Source organism: Bacillus sp. CCB-MMP212 (genome assembly GCF_022748145.1).
GTDB lineage: Bacteria > Bacillota > Bacilli > Bacillales > Bacillaceae_G > Bacillus_A > Bacillus_A cereus.
Genome location: NZ_JALDQE010000022.1, coordinates 28023 through 48340, shown reverse-complemented (window position 1 = coordinate 48340; position 20318 = coordinate 28023). Strand labels below are relative to the sequence as shown.

Here is a 20318-nt window from a genome sequence, read left to right as displayed (position 1 = left end):
GGAAGTTAAGCTCTCTAGCGCCGATGGTAGTTGGGACCTTGTCCCTGTGAGAGTAGGACGTCGCCAAGCAACTAAAAACACAAGTCTTTTGACTTGTGTTTTTTTGTATTGTTAAAAAGAATGGGAAAGAAGTAATGGTAATACAAACACGTTGCCCAAGAGTTAATCATATTATATAAGAGATGGGTGTATATTTTTCTGGAAATTGTTAAGGATTAGAAGTATAAAATAGGTTCACTTAAATAGGGAGGGAAGGTTATGAAATTACAAAGTGAAGTTTGTATTGTTTGTGAGACAAAAAGAAAAGAAGGTATATATGTTTATAATAATTTAATATGTTATGAATGTGAAAAGGATATGGTGAATACAGAGACAGATGATCCGAAATATATACATTATTTAAAGCAACTTCGAAAATTAGAAGTATCATATTTTTAAATAGGCATATGCCTATTATTTTTTTTGTTCTGTATAATAGATGGAGAATGAATAATAAGGAAGAGATGTAGATGAATCAAAATCATATGCCTTTATATGAGGCGTTAATCGAGTTTAAAGAAAGAGGGCCGTTATCCTTTCATGTCCCAGGTCATAAGAATGGTTTAAACTTCCCTCAGAAGGCAATAAGAGAGTTTAAAGATATTCTATCTATTGATGTAACTGAGTTAGCAGGACTAGATGATTTGCATAGTCCGTTTGAATGTATAGATGAGGCACAACAATTACTGGCTGAAGTGTATGATACAAAGAGAAGTTATTTTTTAATTAATGGTTCAACAGTCGGGAACTTAGCGATGATTTTGTCTTGTTGTGGGGAACATGATATTGTTCTTGTACAAAGAAATTGTCATAAATCAATTATTAATGGTTTAAAACTAGCGGGAGCAAATCCCATTTTTTTAGATCCATGGATTGATGAAACTTATAACGTACCAGTGGGAGTTCGTAATGAAATTATTAAGAAAGCAATTGGAAAATATCCAAATGCGAAAGCACTCATTCTAACGCATCCTAATTATTATGGTATGGGCATGGATTTAGAGGCAAGCATCGCTTTTGCACATGCACATGAAATCCCTGTTTTGATAGATGAGGCACATGGGGCACATCTTTGTTTAGGAGAACCATTCCCGAAATCAGCGTTAACATATGGTGCAGATATTGTAGTGCATTCTGCACATAAGACATTACCCGCAATGACAATGGGTTCCTATTTACATATAAATAGTTACTTAGTAGACGAAGAGAAGGTTACTACTTATTTAAGTATGCTACAATCTAGTAGTCCATCGTATCCAATTATGGCTTCCTTGGATATAGCACGCTTTACAATGGCGCGTATAAAAGAAGAAGGTCATGGTGAAATTGTTGAGTTTTTACGGAGATTTAAGGAACGGTTACGTTCTATTCCCCAAATCGCCATTTTAGAATATCCGTTGCAAGACGAGTTAAAGGTTACCGTACAAACTCGTTGTCAGTTATCAGGGTACGAATTACAGTCCGTATTTGAAAAGGTCGGTATATATACAGAGATGGCTGATCCGTACAATGTCCTATTTATTTTACCCCTGCAAGCAAATGAGGGGTATATGAAGGTTATAGAGATGATCCGAGTAGCATTGCAACATTATGACGTGAAAGACAAGAGGGAATCTATTCGTTATACTTATAAAGGTGAATTCTCTCCGTTGCCGTATACGTATAAACAACTAGAAAGATATGGAACAAGGATAGTATCTATAGAAGAGGCTGTTGGAATGATAGCGGCGGAAATGGTGATTCCGTATCCACCTGGGATTCCATTGGTTATGTATGGAGAGAGAATTACTTCAGAGCATAAAGAGCAAATTATGTATTTAGAGAGAGCAGGAGCTCGTTTTCAAGGTAATACGAAATATATGAAAGTGTATGATATAGAAAGTAGGTTTTAGGATGAAGGGATTATTTGTAACAATTGAAGGCCCAGAAGGTTCAGGTAAAACAACGTTAATTAAAAGCTTATTGCCATATTTTGAACAAAAAGCACAAAAGGTAATGGCGACAAGAGAACCAGGTGGTATTGCAATTTCTGAGGACATTAGGACGATTTTACATAAACAAGAATATACGATGATGGAAGCACGTACAGAAGCGCTTCTTTATGCTGCTGCGCGCAGACAACATTTAGTAGAAAAAGTTATGCCAGCACTTAATGAGAACTATCTCGTGTTATGTGATCGTTTTATAGATAGTTCTTTAGCATATCAAGGCTATGCAAGAGGATTGGGTATGGATAAGGTATTTGAAATAAATCGTTTCGCAACAGAGGACTGTATGCCTAGTTTAACAATTTATCTAGACATTGAGCCTGAGGTTGGCTTGGCTCGGATTGAAAAAGATGCAGGACGTGAAGTAAATCGACTAGATATGGAAGATATCTCTTTCCATAAACGTGTGCGCGAAGGGTATTTACAAGTTGTAGAACGTTTCTCGGAGCGTATTGTATTGGTAAATGCTGATCAGCCGATGGAAAAACTTATAGAAGAAGTTGTTCAGATTATAGAAGATAAATTGTTATAATAGAAGGAAAGAATGAAATAAGTGAGGTATGCATTATGATGAAGACGTGGGAGCAGCTTTCTGCTATACAACCCATCGGTGTAAAAATGTTGATGAATAGCATTGCAAAAGAGCGTATATCCCACGCTTACTTGTTAGAGGGAGGGAAAGGTACGGGAAAGTTTGCGACAGCAATTCAAATGGCAAAGAGTTTCCTCTGTTCTCAGCGGAATGGAGTAGAGCCCTGTCATGTATGCACAAATTGTAAGCGAATTGATTCAGGTAACCACCCTAACTTACATATTGTAAAACCAGACGGATTATCTATTAAGAAGCAGCAAATTCATGATTTACAAGAAGAGTTTTCAAAAACAGGATTAGAGGCAAATAAAAAATTATATATTATTGAGCACGCAGATCGTATGACAGCAAATGCGGCAAATACACTTTTGAAATTTTTAGAAGAACCAAGTAGTGATACAACCGCTATTTTACTTACTGAACAAAGTCATCAAATTTTAAATACGATTTTATCTCGTTGCCAAGTTGTTACGTTTAGACCGTTACCTACAGAATCTTTAATTAGAAGATTACAGGAAGAAGGTATTACAGCATCTTTATCGACACTTGCTGCTCAACTCACAAATAGTTTTGATGAAGCTTTAGCTTTATGTAGTGATGAATGGTTTGCACAAGCACGAGCTTTAGTGATAAAATTATGTGAAGCGCTCGAAAAAGATAAAACCTCTATTTTTTTTGTACAAGAAAAATGGGGAAAACACTTTGGAGAGAAAGAACAATTACAGCAAGGGTTAGATATGTTACTCCTTATTTATAAGGATTTACTATATGTTCAACTTGGAGAAGAAGATCGTCTTGTTTTTCATGAGCAGAAAGAGATGTTTGAATCGTTTTCCTATGCTCAGAAGCGCATTGTATCAGCTCTCTTTAATATATTAGAGGCAAAAAATAGAATCAACGCTAATGTAAATGCGCAGCTTGTGTTCGAACAGTTAGTGTTGCGGTTGCAGGAGGGATGACCGTTTTGTATGATGTAGTAGGTGTTCGCTTTAAGAAGGCCGGAAAGGTATATTACTTTGATCCAAATCAGTTCGATATCTCTGAAAATGAGTTTGTTATTGTAGAAACGGTAAGAGGTATTGAATACGGAAAAGTAGTTATTACCAAAAAGCAAGTTGATGAAAACGACGTTGTATTACCGCTAAAAAAGGTTATTCGTATTGCAAATGAAAATGATCGTACCATTGTTGAAGAGAACAAACATGCTGCAAAAGAAGCATATCAAGTCTGTCAGCAAAAGGTAGTAGAGCATAATCTTGATATGAAACTTGTAGATGTAGAGTATACATTCGATCGTAATAAGATTATTTTCTATTTTACTGCGGATGGTCGGATTGATTTCCGCGAACTAGTGAAGGACTTAGCGGCAATTTTTAGAACAAGAATTGAACTAAGACAAATTGGTGTTCGTGATGAAGCGAAGATGCTAGGTGGTATTGGTCCATGTGGTCGTATGCTTTGTTGTTCTACTTTTTTAGGAGATTTTGAACCTGTATCCATTAAAATGGCAAAGGATCAAAATTTATCATTAAATCCTGCAAAAATCTCTGGTTTATGTGGTCGCTTAATGTGTTGCTTAAAATATGAGAATGATGAATATGAGGCAGCAAAGGAACAACTTCCTGATTTAGATCAACGTATACAAACCCCGCATGGTACTGGCCGTGTGATCGGATTAAATATTTTAGAAAGATTAATTCAAGTGGAACTAGTAGACAAGGAACGGATAGTAGAATATACGTTAGATGAGTTAGTGAATAAAGGGGTCGTTTCGAGTCAAACCACAGATTAATGAGGTGGGTGCTTGTGGAGAAAAAAGATATTTTTGAATCGGTTTCTAGTATGGAAGAGCAAATTGGACATTTATACAAACAGTTGGGAGAGTTAAAACAGCATCTTGCAGAGTTGTTGGAAGAAAACCAGCATATAAAAATGGAAAATAACAATTTGCGACACCGTTTTGAAGAAGTGCAGAATAAAGAAAAACAAAAAACTCAAAAGCGTAAAGAAGTGAAGCCGAAAACAGATATTGGTGAAGGCTATGACAATTTAGCGAGACTGTATCAAGAAGGTTTTCATATTTGCAATCTGCATTATGGAAGTGTACGTAAAGAGGGAGATTGTTTGTTCTGTCTGTCATTCTTAAATAAAAAGTGAAATTACCTTTCCAATTATAATTGGAAAGGTAATTTTTTATACATGAAATAGGGTAGGTTAAGGGTAAGAAAAGGAGCAGTATATGAATTTATATGAAGATGAACGTTTAGATTACTTATTAGCGCAAGACATGAAGATTATACAAAGCCCATCAGTATTTAATTTTTCTTTAGATGCTGTTTTACTGGCAGATTTTGCATGGGTACCAATTCAAAAGGGGAATTTACTTGATTTGTGTACAGGTAACGCAGTTGTCCCCCTTCTATTAAGTACAAGAACAAAAGGAAAGATTACTGGTGTGGAAATTCAAGAACGCTTATATGATATGGGAGTAAGAAGTGTTCAATATAATGGGCTGGAAGAAAGAATTCACCTCATACATGGAGATTTGAAAGATATGCCAGAGAAACTCGGACGTCATCAATATGATGTTGTTACATGTAATCCACCATATTTTCAAACACCTCAAACTTCAGAGAAAAATATGAATGAACATTTAGCGATAGCTCGTCATGAAATTATGTGTACATTAGAAGATGTTGTATCTGCAAGTAGTCAGTTAGTAAAACAAGGTGGGAAAGTGGCGTTTGTACATCGTCCAGGGCGATTACTCGACATTGTCACATTAATGCGTAAATATAAAATTGAACCAAAGCGTGTGCGATTTGTTTATCCTAAGGTTGGAAAAGAAGCAAATACATTGTTAATTGAAGGAATTAAGGATGGAAATGCAGATTTAAAAATTTTACCACCTCTCGTTGTATATGAGAACAATAACGAATATACAAAGGAGATACGTTCAATTTTATATGGAGAAGAATAAGCATTTTTTTTATGTGGTAGAGTGCTCTGATGGAAGTTATTATGCTGGATATACAAACCATATAGAAAAACGAATACAGACTCATAATAGCGGCAAAGGAGCTAAGTATACACGCGTCAGGCTTCCTGTCGTTTTAAAATATGTAGAGACCCATGATGATAAGCGTACAGCTATGCAAGCGGAGTATTACTTTAAGCAATTAACGAGAAAACAAAAAGAGGCATATATGCAAAAAGGAGAACGCTATGTGGCAACAAAAAAGCTTTCAACAAAATGAAAAGGGAGTTTTATATTTAGTACCAACTCCTATTGGAAATTTAGAAGATATGACATTTCGTGCAATCCGAATTTTAAAAGAAGTTGATTTAATTGCTGCTGAAGATACGAGACAAACGAAAAAACTTTGTAATTATTTTGAAATTGAAACACCTGTCACGAGTTATCATGAGCATAATAAAGAAGTAAGTGGAAAGAGAATATTAGAGAAGTTAGAGGATGGAAAGAATGTAGCACTTGTTAGTGACGCTGGTATGCCGTGTATTTCTGATCCGGGTTACGATATTGTTGTTGAGGCAGTAGCTGAGCAATATCATGTAATTCCGCTTCCTGGAGCAAATGCAGCCCTTACAGCATTAATTGCATCCGGTCTTGAAACAAAGCAGTTTTATTTCTATGGTTTCTTGCAGAGAAACAAAAAGGAACGGAAGATGGAGTTAGAAAAGCTTCGTTATGTACAAACTACAATGATGTTTTATGAAGCGCCTCATCGTTTAGATGATACTTTAATTTCGATGCAGGAAGTGTTGGGAAATAGAGAGATTGTATTGTGTCGAGAGTTAACGAAAAAATTTGAGGAATTTATTCGAGGGACAATTCAAGAAGCAATTGAGTGGACGAAGCAAAATGAAGTACGTGGTGAGTTTTGTATTTTAGTAGCTGGTTCAACAGAAGAACCTGCTCCAGAAGAACAATGGTGGGAATCTCTTTCAGTATATGATCATATTGAACACTATATAAATGAAAAAGGTATGAATTCAAAAGAAGCGATTAAAACAGTCGCTAAAGATCGAGATTTGTCGAAAAGAGATGTATATCAAATCTATCATGTCGATAAAAAATAAGCTTCTCATAATTGAGAAGCTTATTTTGCTGTTTCGATATAATCTTGAAGTTCGTTTAAGATTTGCTCAGCGCCTTCTTTGCTTAAGATGATTTTACCTTCAGCTAAAGAAAGGTTACCGTCAGATACTTCACCAGTTACTTGGCAAGTCATGTTTGGTTTATATTTCTTTAAGATGATTTTTTCGTCATCAACATAGATTTCAAGAGCGTCCTTTTCTGCAATACCTAAAGTACGGCGTAATTCGATTGGAATTACTACACGACCTAATTCATCAACTTTACGAACAATACCAGTAGATTTCATAATTTTTTTCCTCCTAAATAAATAGTTTATAAGTTTCGAGTCTATTTTTAGATTCGTCATTTTTCGACAAAATACCCTATGGACATATGATACCAATCATTTACATTTCCGTCAATTCTTAAATTCTATATTTTTTAAAAAGATTTATAGATTTCTTATTTCTTATATATAATAGATTGAGAGGAAATTCCACAATTATTTACAATATTTTCAGAAAAAAATAACAAATTTCAAGTGAAGATTGTATATTTTTTTGAAATATGAGCAATAGATGATAAAGATATCGAGCATTAAGACCCAGAATTCAAAATTAGGTTGGCTTAAAGAAGATAAGTGAGGTTCGGGCTGCTCGTAAAAGCCCGATTGATGTGGGCTAATAATCAGTGGGGATGAAGAAAAACCCCACTGATTAAAGTTTCACTTTATATATGAGTTTTTGATATACTGTTTATAAATACATATGAGGTTATTCGGGAGGTCCAAAACAATGACAGAGGAAAATAAGTCCTTTTATATTACTACCCCAATTTATTATCCAAGTGGAAAATTACACATTGGACATGCTTATACGACAGTAGCAGGAGATGCGATGGCACGATATAAGCGTATGCAAGGATATAATGTGCATTATTTAACAGGAACTGATGAGCATGGACAGAAGATCCAAAAGAAAGCAGAAGAGTTAAATATTACGCCACAGGCATATGTTGATAATATTGTTGCAGGAATTAAAGAGCTTTGGGAGAAGATGGATATTTCTTATGATGATTTTATTCGTACAACTGAAGATCGTCATAAAGATGTTGTCGAAAAAATCTTTAAGCAATTAGTAGATCAAGGTGACATTTATCTTGATGAATATGAAGGTTGGTATTCTGTACAAGATGAGACGTTCTATACAGAGCATCAATTAGTAGATCCAATTATGGAAGGTGACAAAGTAGTTGGAGGGAAAAGCCCAGATAGTGGTCATGATGTAGAACTTGTTCGTGAAGAATCTTATTTCTTTAGAATGGGTAAATATGTCGACAGACTATTAAAGTTCTATGAAGATAATCCACATTTCATTCAGCCGGAGTCTCGTAAAAATGAAATGATTAATAATTTTATTAAACCAGGATTAGAAGATTTAGCAGTTTCTCGTACTTCATTTGACTGGGGAGTTCGTGTTCCTGGTAACCCAAAACACGTTATTTACGTATGGGTTGACGCATTATCTAACTATATTACGGCGTTAGGTTATGGAACAGCAAATGAAGAGAAATATAAAAAATTCTGGCCTGCAGATGTGCATTTAGTTGGGAAAGAAATCGTTCGTTTCCATACAATTTATTGGCCGATAATTTTAATGGCATTAGATTTACCTCTTCCAAAGAAAGTCTTTGCTCATGGCTGGATTTTAATGAAGGATGGAAAGATGAGTAAGTCAAAAGGAAACGTAGTAGATCCAGTTACATTAATCGATCGTTATGGATTGGATGCATTACGTTATTACTTACTTCGTGAAGTTCCATTTGGATCTGATGGCGTATTTACACCAGAAGGATTTGTGGAGCGTATTAATTTCGACTTAGCAAATGACTTAGGTAATTTATTAAATCGTACAGTAGCTATGATTGATAAGTACTTTAACGGAGAAATCCCTGCATTTAAAGCAAATGTAACAGAATTTGATGAAACGTTAGTAGCGTTTGCACAAGATACTTTGAAAAAAGTAGAAGAAGCAATGGAGAATATGGAGTTCTCTGTAGCGTTAGGATCTATTTGGCAATTGGTTAGTCGTACGAATAAATATATTGATGAAACACAACCATGGGTATTAGCAAAAGATGAGAATGATCGTGAAAAGTTAGCTTCCGTAATGGCTCATTTAGCAGAAGTACTTCGTCAAACAGGTATTATGCTTATGCCATTCTTAACAGTAGCACCAAGCAAGATGTTTGCTCAGCTTGGCCTTACTGATGAGGCTCATAAATCTTGGGAAAGTCTATCTACAATTGGCTGTATTCCAGCTGGAACAAAAGTAGAAAAAGGAAACCCGATTTTCCCTCGTTTAGAAATAGAAGTGGAAGTAGAGTACATTAAAGAACAAATGAAAAGCTCTGCCCCTAAAGTAGAAGAGAAAAAAGAAGAAGAGCCGAAGGCAGAAGAAATTACAATTGATGATTTCTTTAAAGTAGAATTACGCGTAGCTGAAGTACTATCTGCTGAACCTGTGAAAAAAGCAGACAAGCTGTTAAAAATTCAACTAGACTTAGGCACAGAAAAGCGTCAAGTTGTTTCTGGAATTGCAAAATTCTATTCGCCAGAAGACCTAAAAGGTAAAAAGGTTATTTGTGTAACAAACTTAAAACCTGTAAAATTACGCGGTGAATTATCGCAAGGTATGATTTTAGCGGGTGAAGAGAATGGCGTATTGTCATTAGCATCAATTGACCAAAATCTACCAAATGGTACAAAAATCAAGTAATTAAGACAAGAAAAGAGATGTTTCACGTGTAACATGTGTGAAGCGTCTTTTTTCTTTTTACATTCTCTATTTTTGCATTAAGATTGTAGTATTGTTATCGTTAAGTTATTAAAGAACTTATTTTTGTAGAATAAACTGGATTTCAATATAAAAGGAGTTATGTATTATGTTGTTTGATACACATTCGCATTTGAATGCAGAGCAATTTGAAGAAGATTTGCAAGAAGTTATTGCCCGAATGAAAGAAGCGGGAGTTACTTATACAGTTGTTGTTGGTTTTGATGAAGTAACGATAAAAAAGGCGATGGAATTAGCTGAAGCTTATGATTTTATTTACGCTGCGGTTGGATGGCATCCAGTTGATGCAATTGACATGACAGAAGAACATTTAGCTTGGTTAGAAGAACTTGCTTCTCATCCTAAAGTCGTTGCACTTGGAGAAATGGGTTTAGATTATCATTGGGATAAGTCTCCAAAAGAAATACAGAAAGAAGTATTTCGTAAACAAATTGCATTAGCGAAAAAAGTGAAATTGCCGATTATTATACATAATCGCGATGCAACTCAAGATATTGTTGATATTCTAGAAGAAGAGAATGCAGCTGAAGTAGGAGGCATTATGCATTGTTTTAGCGGCAGCGTAGAAGTAGCAGAGCGATGTGTTGATATGAACTTTCTAATTTCGTTAGGCGGACCAGTTACATTTAAAAACGCTAAAAAGCCGAAAGAGGTTGCTACGGAGATTCCATTAGAGAAATTGTTAATAGAGACGGATTGTCCATATCTAACGCCGCATCCATTTCGAGGGAAACGAAATGAACCGAGTTATGTAAAACTCGTAGCAGAAGAAATTGCGAATTTAAAAGGTGTTTCTTATGAAGAAGTAGCAGAAATGACAACCAAAAATGCAAAAGCTTTATTTGGTGTTGAATAAAAAAGAATGGGGAAACCTGTTCTTTTTTATTTTGAAAAAACACTAGTAGAAGTGATGAAGAAAATAAATGTGAATGATGAAGTGTTACAATAAGGACAGAGAACAAAGATTTTTCTATTCTATTTTTTAAAATATAAGAATGAGGAAAATAATAATGGAAAAGTCGTCATTTTTTTGTTTTACTAAGTAGAGACGAAACGAGTGTGGAGGCAAGCATGAAAATAAAAGAGATTATCGTTGTAGAAGGTAAAGATGATACAGTTGCGATTAAGCGTGCTGTTGATGCGGATACAATTGAAACGAACGGTTCAGCAATCGGTGATCATGTTATTGAGCAAGTTAAATTAGCGCAGCAAAAAAGGGGCGTTATTATTTTCACAGATCCAGATTATCCTGGAGAGCGTATTCGAAAAATTATTTCTGACAAGGTTCCCGGCTGTAAGCATGCCTTTTTACCGAAGGAAGAAGCGCTTGCTAAAAGGAAAAAGGGAGTTGGGATCGAACATGCTTCTAATGAGTCGATTCGCCGTGCTCTAGAGAATATACATGAAGAAATGGAAGCTTATACAAGTGAAATTAGTTGGAGTGATTTAGTCGATGCAGGCTTAGTGGGCGGAGAAATGGCAAAGAGCCGCAGAGAAAGAATGGGTAAGCTATTAAAGATTGGTTATACAAATGCAAAACAGTTACATAAACGATTACAGATGTTTCAAGTTTCAAAGGAATCATTTGGAGAAGCTTATAAGCAAGTAATACAGGAGGAAAAAAAATGAAGGATATCGCAACGCCAAATCGTACAAAAGACATTGTTGAAAAGTATGGATTTTCATTCAAAAAAAGTTTAGGACAAAACTTTTTAATTGATACAAATGTATTAAATCGTATTGTCGATCATGCAGAAATTGGTTCAGAAAGTGGTGCAATTGAAATTGGACCAGGTATCGGTGCATTAACAGAGCAATTAGCGAAGCGTGCTAAAAAAGTAGTGGCTTTTGAAATTGATCAAAGACTATTACCAATTTTAGATGAGACGTTAGCACCATATGGTAACGTTACAGTTATTAATAAAGACGTACTAAAAGCGGATGTACATGAAGTATTTAATGAGCAATTTGAAGAAGGGCAAGATGTAATGGTAGTAGCTAACTTGCCATACTATATTACAACGCCAATTTTATTTAAATTGCTTGAAGAAAAGTTACCAGTTCGTGGATTTGTTGTTATGATGCAAAAAGAAGTTGGAGATCGTTTAGCTGCTAAACCTGGAACGAAAGAGTATGGTTCTTTATCGATTGCTATTCAGTATTATACAGAAGTTGAAACAGTTATGACTGTACCGCGTACAGTGTTTGTACCACAGCCAAATGTTGATTCTGCAATTATTCGCCTTCTAAAGCGTCCGAAACCGGTTGTAGAGGTGACAGATGAAACATTCTTCTTTGAAGTAGTACGAGCAAGTTTCGCACAGCGCCGTAAAACTTTGATGAATAATTTATCAAATAATTTAAATGGTTTCCCGAAAGATAAGGAATTATTGGATCGAATTTTAACAGAAGTAGGAATTGATCCAAAGCGAAGAGGCGAAACGCTATCTATTGAAGAGTTTGCAACATTAAGTAATGCATTGGTTCTTCATAAATTATCATAAGAATATGAAAGGGACAGTTCAACTTGAACTGTCCCTTTTGTCACCTTTCTCCCTCTAAATTCATATTTTAAAAACAGGTAAGATGGCCTAATGAGTTTGGAGGTAGGAGAATGGCTTTACATGTTGGAGAATTAGTGGAACGATATTCTCATAAGAGGGATATTCTTTTTCGTATTATAGAAATAAAAGGCGAGATAGCTATATTGTTTGGAGAGGAAATTAGACTGGTGGCGGATGCGCCACTTGAAGATTTAATTAGTATAGATCAACGAGAACATAAAAAAAGGGTGAAGCGTGAGAAAGAAACAATGGAGCGCACGTATCGTTTGTTTCAACAAGATTATGTGTTAATGAAACAAAGGCATGAACATACTTCAACTGGTGGATACACAAGTGAGGTGAATTATTTTCAAATGCCGGGACGTGTATTGCATATAGATGGAGATCCTTTATATTTGCGCAAGTGCTTAGACTTATATAACAAAATTGGCGTTCCTGTACAAGGTATTCATTGTAAAGAAACGGAGATGCATGAAAAAGTAGTAGACTTAATAGATCACTTTCGCCCAGACATTCTCGTTATTACGGGGCATGATGCATATACAAAATCGAAAGGAGTGAAGGGAGATTTAGCGGCATACAGGCATTCAAGGCATTTTGTACAGGCTGTTCGAGAAGTGCGAAAAAAATATCCATCATTGGATCAACTTGTTATTTTTGCTGGGGCATGTCAATCGCACTTTGAGGCACTAATTCGTGCAGGGGCCAATTTCGCTAGTTCACCATCTAGAATTAATATTCATGCACTAGATCCTGTATATGTAGTTGGTAAAATTAGTTTTACTTCATTTATGGAGAGAGTCAATGTATGGGATGTCGTACGTAATACAATTACTGGTGAAAAGGGACTAGGTGGAATTGAAACGAGAGGGATTTTACGAACGGGATTACCTTTTCAACATTACGAAGAGTAAGCAGGGTACATATGTATCTTGCTTTTTTGTATGGAAGGATTTAAATGAATTTGGATAAAAAGAGACAAGAACGTACAGACTACGTAATGATACTTTTACAATATAGTATTTCTTCTATCTATTCAAACGCAAGATGATATTAGCTGTGAATCGAGGTTAATAATTAGGATAGATATATCGTGTTTTAAGTGTTCAATCTAAATTACAGCGAGGTGTAGCGAAGTATATGTCAAAACGTTTAGATGAAATTAAAAGCGAATTAGATCACCATCTTGGACAGCGACTTATGTTAAAAGCAAATAGTGGAAGAAGAAAAACTGTGGAGCAATCAGGTGTACTAGCAGAAACATACCGTTCTGTTTTTGTTGTACAATTGGATCAACAAGAAGATGCGTTGCAACGTGTATCTTATAGTTATGCAGATGTTTTAACAGAGACAGTAGAGTTAACATTTTATGGAGACCCTCATGATGAGGTCATTTTATAATCCGTATATCATTACATATATTCCCATAAATGAAAAGCTATATTATTTTGCATACTAACTATACCGTAGCAAAATAAGGAGGGACTCTGCATTGAGTAGACGAAGAGGTGTCATGTCAAACCAATTTAAAGAAGAGCTAGCAAAAGAGCTTGGCTTTTATGATGTTGTTCAGAAAGAAGGATGGGGCGGAATTCGTGCGAAAGATGCTGGTAACATGGTGAAACGTGCTATAGAAATTGCAGAACAGCAATTAATGAAACGAAACCAGTAGTTGTAAGATACTTTCTATGCTACGGTAGCCGAGGAGACATTCCTCGGCTTTTTGTACTCTAAAAGGTGCCATCATTTTACATAAGTAGTTTCATTCTGAATGCTTTTCGTTATAATTAGGGAAGTGTCATCGTCTTACTATAAATTTATGGTAAAATAAACGATAAAAGATTGAGTACATAGAGTGGGTGAATAGATTGAAGCTACTAGTGAAAGCACCAGCAAAGATTAATCTGTCGTTAGATGTACTGGGAAAAAGACAAGACGGATATCATGAAGTGAAAATGATTATGACAACCATTGATTTAGCAGATCGTCTAGAACTAACGGAATTAGCAGAAGACCGTATTGAAATTTTATCCCATAATCGGTATGTCCCAGACGACCAACGAAATTTAGCTTATCAGGCAGCGAAATTATTAAAAGAGAAGTTTAATGTAAAAAAAGGTGTATCTATTACTATTGAAAAAACGATTCCAGTAGCAGCTGGATTAGCAGGTGGAAGTAGTGATGCAGCAGCGACATTACGTGGTCTTAATAAATTATGGAATTTAGGGCTTACAATTGATGAGTTAGCAGAGCTTGGCGCAGAAATTGGATCAGATGTATCTTTCTGTGTATATGGCGGCACAGCAATTGCCACTGGAAGAGGAGAGAAAATTGAGCATATAAAGACTCCGCCTTCTTGTTGGGTTATTTTAGCGAAACCACATATAGGTGTATCTACTGCTGATGTGTATGGAAATTTAAAGTTAAATCGAGTTACACATCCAAATGTAGATAAAATGGTTGATGTCATAAATTCTGGAGATTATAAAGGGATTTGTGATACTGTTGGTAACGTTTTAGAAGATGTAACATTTGGAATGCATCCTGAAGTTGCACGTATTAAATCACAGATGAAGCGATTCGGAGCGGATGCTGTATTGATGAGTGGAAGTGGTCCAACTGTATTTGGACTTGTACACCATGATTCTCGAATGCATCGCATTTATAACGGATTAAAAGGATTTTGTGAACAGGTCTATGCGGTACGTTTATTAGGAGAGCGAGAAACGCTTGAATAAAGACGTATAATACGTTATGATTTGTTTAGAATATTCGTGATTTGAGGTGAGAGTATGAAAATTAGAAGAAGTACAAGATTAGTCGATATGACTTATTACTTGCTACAAAACCCTCGTCAGCTAGTATCTCTCACTTTTTTTGCTGAAAGGTATCAATCGGCTAAGTCTTCCATTAGTGAGGATTTAGTTATTATTAAGCAAACGTTTGAACAACAAGGGGTCGGCACATTGCAAACGATACCAGGAGCAGCAGGAGGAGTGAAATATATACCGTATATAAGTGAAGAAGAGGCAGATCTAATTATTGATGAGCTTTGTGGCTTATTTGAAAATCCAGATCGTATTTTGCCTGGCGGTTACTTATACATGACAGATTTATTAAGTAATCCTCGCCATATTAATGGCGCAGGTCGTTTGTTTGCTTCTGTTTTTGCTAGGCAATCAATTGATGCGGTTATGACAGTGGCAACGAAAGGGATTCCACTTGCTTATGCAGTGGCAAATTACTTAGATGTACCAGTTGTAATTGCAAGGAAAGATAATAAGGTAACAGAAGGTCCGACTGTTAGTATTAACTATGTGTCGGGTTCTTCTAAACGAATTCAAACAATGACGTTAGCAAAACGCAGCCTTCCAGAAGGATCGAATGTTTTAATTATTGATGACTTCATGAAAGCTGGCGGAACGATTCAAGGTATGATGAGTATGTTAGAAGAGTTCAAGGCTAATGTTGTTGGTATTGGTGTATTAGTAGAATCCACAGATATTGAAGAACGACTAATTAATAATTTTGTATCATTAATTCGTCTATCGGAAGTTGATGTGAAAGAAAAAACGATTCAAGTGGAAAAAGGGAATTATTCTCTTGCACCATTTGATGAAGGGCTTGTAGAGGCTGAATAAAAGGTAGAGCAGATAGCTCTATCTTTTTTTATTTTATTTATAGATTATAAAATAGATGGACAAACTGCCTTTCGTACACTATTTTTAAAGAGTAAAATAAATAATAAAAGGGTGAAAAGTATGAAAGTTGTTCAAACAAGCAAGGCACCACAAGCGATTGGACCTTACTCACAAGGGATTATTGTAAATAATATGTTTTATAGCTCAGGACAAATTCCATTAACGGAAAATGGGGAGCTTGTAACAGGAGATGTAACAGTACAAACAGAACAAGTATTTCAAAATTTACAAGCGGTATTAGAGGAAGCGGGTGCTTCATTTGATACAGTCGTAAAAACAACAGTATTTTTAAAGGACATGGATGATTTTAATGCTGTGAACGAAGTATATAGCTCTTATTTCTCTACTCATAAACCAGCTCGATCTTGTGTGCAAGTAGCAAAATTACCGAAAGATGTTTCCGTTGAAATTGAAGTAATCGCCCTAGTTAAGTAACCTTTTGTAAGCGATAACCTCCACTAATCTCTATATTCAACTACATTAAAAATTTTTATCTTAAAAATTTTTAAAAAATTAAAGGGAAAATAGAAAATTTGTGGAATTTATACAAATATATCGCTTATTTAGAAAAGGGTGGTGAACACAAGATGGAAGTGACTGACGTAAGATTACGCCGCGTAAACACAGAAGGCCGCATGAGAGCAATTGCCTCTATTACTTTGGACCATGAATTTGTTGTTCATGATATTCGTGTAATTGATGGTAATAATGGATTATTTGTAGCAATGCCAAGTAAACGTACTCCAGATGGAGAGTTCCGTGACATTGCACATCCGATTAATTCTGGTACACGCTCTAAAATTCAAGATGCGGTTTTAACAGAGTATCATCGTTTAGGCGAGTTAGAAGAGGTTGAGTTTGAAGAAGCAGGTGCTTCGTAAAATTCGAATGAAAAGGGCTTTGACGAAAAGCCTTATAATTTTGTAGCAAACTCCTGTAAGCATTTACAGGAGTTTGTTTTTTTTGCTTTATATTTGAAAATTTCATAATTCATTAACATAAAAAGAAGAAACTACTAATTTTTTCAAAATCATTTTAAATAGTATAGCTTATTTCTTAAAAAAGATACTAAAGAGTAAAACATCTTATAAGAATTATGGTAAAATTTAATAGTTAAAATGTGTTTCTTGAAATATATGATGATTTAGGATAATATCTTTAATGGATAAATAGGTTGCGATGGAGGGTCTATATGTCAAACAGATTTGCAGTGATTCTAGCTGCAGGTAAAGGCACACGTATGAAGTCTAAGCTATACAAAGTGCTGCATCCTGTATGTGGAAAACCTATGGTACAACACGTAGTCGATCAAGTATCTCAATTAGGATTGCAGAAACTTGTAACGGTTGTTGGGCATGGTGCTGAAATGGTACAAGAACAGCTAGGAAACGTAAGTGAGTTTGCATTACAAGCAGAACAACTTGGTACAGCACATGCTGTAGATCAAGCTGCAAGTGTACTTGCAAATGAAGAAGGAACAACTTTAGTTATTTGTGGGGATACGCCGCTAATAACTGCTGAAACGATGGAAGCATTACTTCAGCAACATAAAGAAGCAGGAGCAATGGCGACGGTGCTAACAGCGTACATAGAAGAACCTGCTGGATATGGCCGTATTGTTCGTAATGAGAATGGTCATGTTGAAAAGATTGTTGAGCATAAAGATGCAAATGAGAAAGAATTAGCTATTAAAGAAATCAATACAGGTACGTATTGTTTTGATAATAAGGCTTTATTTGCTTCACTTTCTAAAGTTTCAAATGATAACGTACAAGGTGAATATTACCTTCCAGATGTTATTGAGATTTTAAAAAATGAAGGTCATATCGTATCAGCTTATCAAACAGAGCAGTTCGATGAAACGTTAGGTGTTAACGACAGAGTCGCTCTATCGCAAGCGGAAATTATTATGAAAAACCGTATCAACCGAAAGAACATGGTAAATGGTGTTACAATTATTGATCCAAGTAACACTTATATTTCTGCTGATGCAATTATCGGTAGTGATACAGTTCTTCATCCAGGAACAATTATTGAGGGGAACACTGTAATTGGTTCTGATTGTGAAATTGGACCGCATACAGTAATTCGTGATAGTGAAATTGGAGATCGTACGACAATTCGTCAATCTACTGTACATGATAGTAAACTTGGTACAGAAGTATCGATTGGTCCATTTGCACACATTCGCCCAGATTCAGTTATTGGAGACGAAGTACGCGTTGGAAACTTCGTGGAAATCAAAAAAACTGTCTTTGGTAATAGAAGTAAAGCTTCACACTTGAGTTATATCGGGGATGCACAAGTTGGAGAAGACGTGAATCTTGGTTGTGGTTCAATTACGGTGAACTATGACGGTAAGAATAAATTCAAAACTGTGATTGGTAATGGGGTATTTATTGGATGTAATTCAAACCTTGTTGCTCCAGTAACAGTTGAAGATGGTGCTTATGTGGCAGCAGGCTCTACAATTACAGAGAATGTTCCATCAAAAGCATTATCGGTAGCACGTGCACGTCAAGTTAACAAAGAAGACTATGTTGATCAATTGCTGAATAAGAAAAAATCATAATGTGGAGGGTTAATCTAGATGTCGACTCAATATCTAAATTCTAATTTGAAAGTATTCTCTTTAAACTCTAATAAGGAACTTGCTGAGCAGATTGCAAAGCATATTGGAGTAGGACTAGGAAAATGTTCTGTTGATCGTTTTAGTGATGGAGAAGTTCAAATTAACATTGAAGAAAGTATCCGTGGTTGCGATGTATTCATTATTCAATCTACAAGCTTCCCAGTAAACGAACATATCATGGAATTACTTATTATGATCGATGCATTAAAACGTGCATCTGCGAAAACAATTAATATTGTTATTCCTTATTATGGTTATGCGCGTCAAGACCGTAAAGCGCGTTCTCGTGAACCAATTACATCGAAACTTGTAGCAAACTTGCTTGAAACAGCAGGTGCAACTCGTGTAATCACTCTAGATTTACATGCTCCACAAATTCAAGGGTTCTTTGATATCCCAATCGACCACTTAATGGGTGTACCGATTCTTTCTGATTACTTTGAAACAAAAGGTCTTAAAGATATTGTAATCGTGTCTCCTGATCATGGTGGTGTAACTCGTGCAAGAAAAATGGCAGATCGTCTAAAAGCGCCAATCGCTATTATTGATAAGCGTCGTCCTCGCCCGAACGTATCAGAGGTAATGAACATTATCGGTAATATTGAAGGAAAAACAGCGATTTTAATTGATGACATCATTGATACAGCTGGTACAATTACATTAGCAGCAAACGCTCTTGTTGAGAACGGTGCTTCTGAAGTATATGCTTGCTGTACACACCCAGTATTATCTGGCCCAGCAATTGAGCGTATTCAAAATTCAAATATTAAAGAGTTAGTTGTAACGAACTCTATCGTATTACCAGAAGAGAAGAAAATCGACAAAGTACATGAACTTTCAGTTGCTCCATTAATTGGAGAAGCAATCATTCGTGTATACGAAGAAGAATCTGTGAGTGTATTATTCAATTAATTGGATAGAATGAGACGTAACCAATTTTGGTTACGTCTTTTCGTATCGAAAAAAGAAAGTAGTGGTACAAGAATGAAATTGATAGTAGGACTTGGGAACCCAGGTAGAGAATATGAATTAACAAGGCATAATATTGGATTTATGGCCATTGATGAACTTGCGAAGCGTTGGAACATTTCTTTGAATGAACAAAAATTTAAAGGTGTATTTGGTGCAGGGTTTGTTAATGGAGAAAAGGTAATCTTATTAAAGCCGCTAACATATATGAATTTATCTGGGGAAAGTATTCGTCCACTCATGGATTATTATAAAATTGATGTTGAGGACTTCGTTGTTATGTACGACGATTTAGACATTCCTGTAGGTAAATTGCGTCTTCGCATGAAAGGTAGTGCTGGTGGACATAATGGTGTAAAGTCAACGATTTCGCACCTAGGAACACAAGAATTTCAACGTATCCGTATGGGAATCGATCGCCCGAAAAATGGAATGAAGGTAGTCGATTATGTATTAGGACGCTTTACATCTGAAGAGATTCCGGATGTTAACCATTCTATTGAAAAAGCAGCGGATGCATGTGAAGAGTGGCTAAATAAGCCTTTTCTCCAAATCATGAATACTTTCAATAGTTAAAAATGAGATTGGGAATATTTCTCTTTTGTTTTACCCATACTAGTAGTAATTGAATTTTTAGGAGGCTAGTATGGAAGGGTATTATTATTGCAGACACTGCGGAGGTAATGTAGGCTCCATTAACGCAGAAAAAGTATATAGCGACGTTTTATTTCAACTAACAGAGCAAGAAGTAGTAGAGATGATTCATTTTCATGAGAATGGAAATATATATATAAAAACAATTTGTGAATCGTGTCAAGAAACGCTCGCATCTTATCCTGAGTATTATGAGTATGAAAAATTTCTGCAATAAAATGTTGT

General features: G+C 35.6%; 25 protein-coding genes. 24 read left to right on the top strand and 1 reads right to left on the bottom strand.

The genetic code is table 11. The features are described 5' to 3' along the window. Positions 1–258: 258 nt before the first annotated feature. From MRP26_RS29990 to rsmI, 9 genes are all read left to right on the top strand, one after another. Positions 259–438, top strand: a complete 180-nt coding sequence (locus tag MRP26_RS29990; RefSeq protein ID WP_000776279.1) for a sigma factor G inhibitor Gin — start codon at positions 259–261, stop codon at positions 436–438. A gap of 71 nt (positions 439–509) precedes the next feature. Beyond that, complete coding sequence (locus MRP26_RS29985) at positions 510–1931, top strand: aminotransferase class I/II-fold pyridoxal phosphate-dependent enzyme (RefSeq protein WP_064531870.1); 1422 nt, start codon at positions 510–512, stop codon at positions 1929–1931. Position 1932: 1 nt separating this feature from the next. Continuing rightward, positions 1933–2559, top strand: a complete 627-nt coding sequence (gene tmk / locus MRP26_RS29980; RefSeq protein ID WP_000677220.1) for a dTMP kinase — start codon at positions 1933–1935, stop codon at positions 2557–2559. Positions 2560–2594: 35 nt separating this feature from the next. After that, the gene (gene holB / locus MRP26_RS29975) at positions 2595–3578 is read left to right on the top strand and encodes a DNA polymerase III subunit delta' (RefSeq protein WP_000978578.1); all 984 of its coding nucleotides are present in this window, start codon (positions 2595–2597) and stop codon (positions 3576–3578) included. 5 nt (positions 3579–3583) lie between these two features. Beyond that, on the top strand, positions 3584–4411 hold the full coding sequence (locus MRP26_RS29970; protein WP_000272429.1) for a PSP1 domain-containing protein: 828 nt from the start codon (positions 3584–3586) through the stop codon (positions 4409–4411). 14 nt (positions 4412–4425) lie between these two features. Beyond that, positions 4426–4776, top strand: a complete 351-nt coding sequence (gene yabA / locus MRP26_RS29965; protein ID WP_000412063.1) for a DNA replication initiation control protein YabA — start codon at positions 4426–4428, stop codon at positions 4774–4776. 82 nt (positions 4777–4858) lie between these two features. Continuing rightward, positions 4859–5599, top strand: a complete 741-nt coding sequence (locus MRP26_RS29960; RefSeq protein WP_001055355.1) for a tRNA1(Val) (adenine(37)-N6)-methyltransferase — start codon at positions 4859–4861, stop codon at positions 5597–5599. Further along, positions 5586–5876, top strand: coding sequence for a GIY-YIG nuclease family protein (locus tag MRP26_RS29955; protein WP_000414350.1), 291 nt, complete (start codon positions 5586–5588; stop codon positions 5874–5876). The genes MRP26_RS29960 and MRP26_RS29955 overlap by 14 nt, the downstream gene beginning before the upstream one ends. Beyond that, entirely contained in the window at positions 5845–6720 is an 876-nt protein-coding gene (rsmI, locus tag MRP26_RS29950) for a 16S rRNA (cytidine(1402)-2'-O)-methyltransferase (RefSeq protein WP_000267824.1), read from the top strand. Before MRP26_RS29955 ends, rsmI begins: the two co-directional genes overlap by 32 nt. 20 nt (positions 6721–6740) lie before the next feature. On the opposite strand, the gene MRP26_RS29945 is transcribed toward rsmI, so the two are convergent. Next, entirely contained in the window at positions 6741–7025 is a 285-nt protein-coding gene (locus MRP26_RS29945; RefSeq protein WP_000843036.1) for an AbrB/MazE/SpoVT family DNA-binding domain-containing protein, read from the bottom strand. A gap of 487 nt (positions 7026–7512) precedes the next feature. On the opposite strand from MRP26_RS29945, the gene metG reads away from it, so the two are divergent. The 15 genes from metG (at position 7513) to MRP26_RS29870 (ending at position 20310) form a co-directional block, all read left to right on the top strand. Beyond that, positions 7513–9495, top strand: coding sequence for a methionine--tRNA ligase (gene metG, locus MRP26_RS29940; protein ID WP_000134131.1), 1983 nt, complete (start codon positions 7513–7515; stop codon positions 9493–9495). 166 nt (positions 9496–9661) lie between these two features. Continuing rightward, positions 9662–10429, top strand: coding sequence for a TatD family hydrolase (locus MRP26_RS29935; protein ID WP_000895840.1), 768 nt, complete (start codon positions 9662–9664; stop codon positions 10427–10429). 215 nt (positions 10430–10644) lie between these two features. Then, positions 10645–11202: a ribonuclease M5 gene (gene rnmV / locus MRP26_RS29930; RefSeq protein ID WP_000692837.1), complete on the top strand. Its 558-nt coding sequence runs from the start codon at positions 10645–10647 to the stop codon at positions 11200–11202. Continuing rightward, positions 11199–12077, top strand: a complete 879-nt coding sequence (rsmA, locus tag MRP26_RS29925) for a 16S rRNA (adenine(1518)-N(6)/adenine(1519)-N(6))-dimethyltransferase RsmA (RefSeq protein WP_000651548.1) — start codon at positions 11199–11201, stop codon at positions 12075–12077. Before rnmV ends, rsmA begins: the two co-directional genes overlap by 4 nt. 110 nt (positions 12078–12187) lie before the next feature. Then, on the top strand, positions 12188–13051 hold the full coding sequence (gene yabG, locus MRP26_RS29920) for a sporulation peptidase YabG (protein ID WP_001173734.1): 864 nt from the start codon (positions 12188–12190) through the stop codon (positions 13049–13051). A gap of 226 nt (positions 13052–13277) precedes the next feature. Then, positions 13278–13538: a biofilm formation stimulator Veg gene (veg, locus tag MRP26_RS29915; RefSeq protein ID WP_000044346.1), complete on the top strand. Its 261-nt coding sequence runs from the start codon at positions 13278–13280 to the stop codon at positions 13536–13538. A 91-nt stretch (positions 13539–13629) separates the two neighbouring features. After that, the gene (sspF, locus tag MRP26_RS29910; RefSeq protein WP_002094215.1) at positions 13630–13809 is read left to right on the top strand and encodes an acid-soluble spore protein SspF; all 180 of its coding nucleotides are present in this window, start codon (positions 13630–13632) and stop codon (positions 13807–13809) included. A gap of 196 nt (positions 13810–14005) precedes the next feature. Then, complete coding sequence (ispE, locus tag MRP26_RS29905) at positions 14006–14875, top strand: 4-(cytidine 5'-diphospho)-2-C-methyl-D-erythritol kinase (protein ID WP_000772104.1); 870 nt, start codon at positions 14006–14008, stop codon at positions 14873–14875. Positions 14876–14929: 54 nt separating this feature from the next. After that, positions 14930–15778, top strand: coding sequence for a pur operon repressor (gene purR, locus MRP26_RS29900; RefSeq protein WP_000702467.1), 849 nt, complete (start codon positions 14930–14932; stop codon positions 15776–15778). A 120-nt stretch (positions 15779–15898) separates the two neighbouring features. Further along, the gene (locus MRP26_RS29895; protein ID WP_000869823.1) at positions 15899–16273 is read left to right on the top strand and encodes a RidA family protein; all 375 of its coding nucleotides are present in this window, start codon (positions 15899–15901) and stop codon (positions 16271–16273) included. A 152-nt stretch (positions 16274–16425) separates the two neighbouring features. Then, positions 16426–16719: a septation regulator SpoVG gene (gene spoVG / locus MRP26_RS29890; protein ID WP_000454041.1), complete on the top strand. Its 294-nt coding sequence runs from the start codon at positions 16426–16428 to the stop codon at positions 16717–16719. 311 nt (positions 16720–17030) lie between these two features. Then, entirely contained in the window at positions 17031–18410 is a 1380-nt protein-coding gene (glmU, locus tag MRP26_RS29885; protein WP_053563253.1) for a bifunctional UDP-N-acetylglucosamine diphosphorylase/glucosamine-1-phosphate N-acetyltransferase GlmU, read from the top strand. 18 nt (positions 18411–18428) lie between these two features. Next, a complete protein-coding gene (locus tag MRP26_RS29880; protein WP_000107420.1) occupies positions 18429–19382 on the top strand; it encodes a ribose-phosphate diphosphokinase in 954 nt (317 codons plus the stop codon). A 72-nt stretch (positions 19383–19454) separates the two neighbouring features. Continuing rightward, on the top strand, positions 19455–20015 hold the full coding sequence (pth, locus tag MRP26_RS29875; protein WP_000767702.1) for an aminoacyl-tRNA hydrolase: 561 nt from the start codon (positions 19455–19457) through the stop codon (positions 20013–20015). A 70-nt stretch (positions 20016–20085) separates the two neighbouring features. Beyond that, positions 20086–20310: an anti-sigma-F factor Fin family protein gene (locus MRP26_RS29870; protein ID WP_000399438.1), complete on the top strand. Its 225-nt coding sequence runs from the start codon at positions 20086–20088 to the stop codon at positions 20308–20310. Positions 20311–20318 lie beyond the last annotated feature (8 nt).

What these genes read in the sequence shown, in the direction of transcription:
- MRP26_RS29990 (WP_000776279.1), top strand. Translation starts at nt 259, where the DNA reads ATGAAATTACAAAGTGAAGTTTGTATTGTTTGTGAGACAAAAAGAAAA.
- MRP26_RS29985 (WP_064531870.1), top strand. Translation starts at nt 510, where the DNA reads ATGAATCAAAATCATATGCCTTTATATGAGGCGTTAATCGAGTTTAAA.
- tmk (WP_000677220.1), top strand. Translation starts at nt 1,933, where the DNA reads ATGAAGGGATTATTTGTAACAATTGAAGGCCCAGAAGGTTCAGGTAAA.
- holB (WP_000978578.1), top strand. Translation starts at nt 2,595, where the DNA reads ATGATGAAGACGTGGGAGCAGCTTTCTGCTATACAACCCATCGGTGTA.
- MRP26_RS29960 (WP_001055355.1), top strand. Translation starts at nt 4,859, where the DNA reads ATGAATTTATATGAAGATGAACGTTTAGATTACTTATTAGCGCAAGAC.
- MRP26_RS29955 (WP_000414350.1), top strand. Translation starts at nt 5,586, where the DNA reads ATGGAGAAGAATAAGCATTTTTTTTATGTGGTAGAGTGCTCTGATGGA.
- rsmI (WP_000267824.1), top strand. Translation starts at nt 5,845, where the DNA reads ATGTGGCAACAAAAAAGCTTTCAACAAAATGAAAAGGGAGTTTTATAT.
- MRP26_RS29945 (WP_000843036.1), bottom strand. Translation starts at nt 7,025, where the DNA reads ATGAAATCTACTGGTATTGTTCGTAAAGTTGATGAATTAGGTCGTGTA.
- metG (WP_000134131.1), top strand. Translation starts at nt 7,513, where the DNA reads ATGACAGAGGAAAATAAGTCCTTTTATATTACTACCCCAATTTATTAT.
- MRP26_RS29935 (WP_000895840.1), top strand. Translation starts at nt 9,662, where the DNA reads ATGTTGTTTGATACACATTCGCATTTGAATGCAGAGCAATTTGAAGAA.
- rnmV (WP_000692837.1), top strand. Translation starts at nt 10,645, where the DNA reads ATGAAAATAAAAGAGATTATCGTTGTAGAAGGTAAAGATGATACAGTT.
- rsmA (WP_000651548.1), top strand. Translation starts at nt 11,199, where the DNA reads ATGAAGGATATCGCAACGCCAAATCGTACAAAAGACATTGTTGAAAAG.
- yabG (WP_001173734.1), top strand. Translation starts at nt 12,188, where the DNA reads ATGGCTTTACATGTTGGAGAATTAGTGGAACGATATTCTCATAAGAGG.
- veg (WP_000044346.1), top strand. Translation starts at nt 13,278, where the DNA reads ATGTCAAAACGTTTAGATGAAATTAAAAGCGAATTAGATCACCATCTT.
- purR (WP_000702467.1), top strand. Translation starts at nt 14,930, where the DNA reads ATGAAAATTAGAAGAAGTACAAGATTAGTCGATATGACTTATTACTTG.
- MRP26_RS29895 (WP_000869823.1), top strand. Translation starts at nt 15,899, where the DNA reads ATGAAAGTTGTTCAAACAAGCAAGGCACCACAAGCGATTGGACCTTAC.
- spoVG (WP_000454041.1), top strand. Translation starts at nt 16,426, where the DNA reads ATGGAAGTGACTGACGTAAGATTACGCCGCGTAAACACAGAAGGCCGC.
- glmU (WP_053563253.1), top strand. Translation starts at nt 17,031, where the DNA reads ATGTCAAACAGATTTGCAGTGATTCTAGCTGCAGGTAAAGGCACACGT.
- MRP26_RS29880 (WP_000107420.1), top strand. Translation starts at nt 18,429, where the DNA reads ATGTCGACTCAATATCTAAATTCTAATTTGAAAGTATTCTCTTTAAAC.
- pth (WP_000767702.1), top strand. Translation starts at nt 19,455, where the DNA reads ATGAAATTGATAGTAGGACTTGGGAACCCAGGTAGAGAATATGAATTA.
- MRP26_RS29870 (WP_000399438.1), top strand. Translation starts at nt 20,086, where the DNA reads ATGGAAGGGTATTATTATTGCAGACACTGCGGAGGTAATGTAGGCTCC.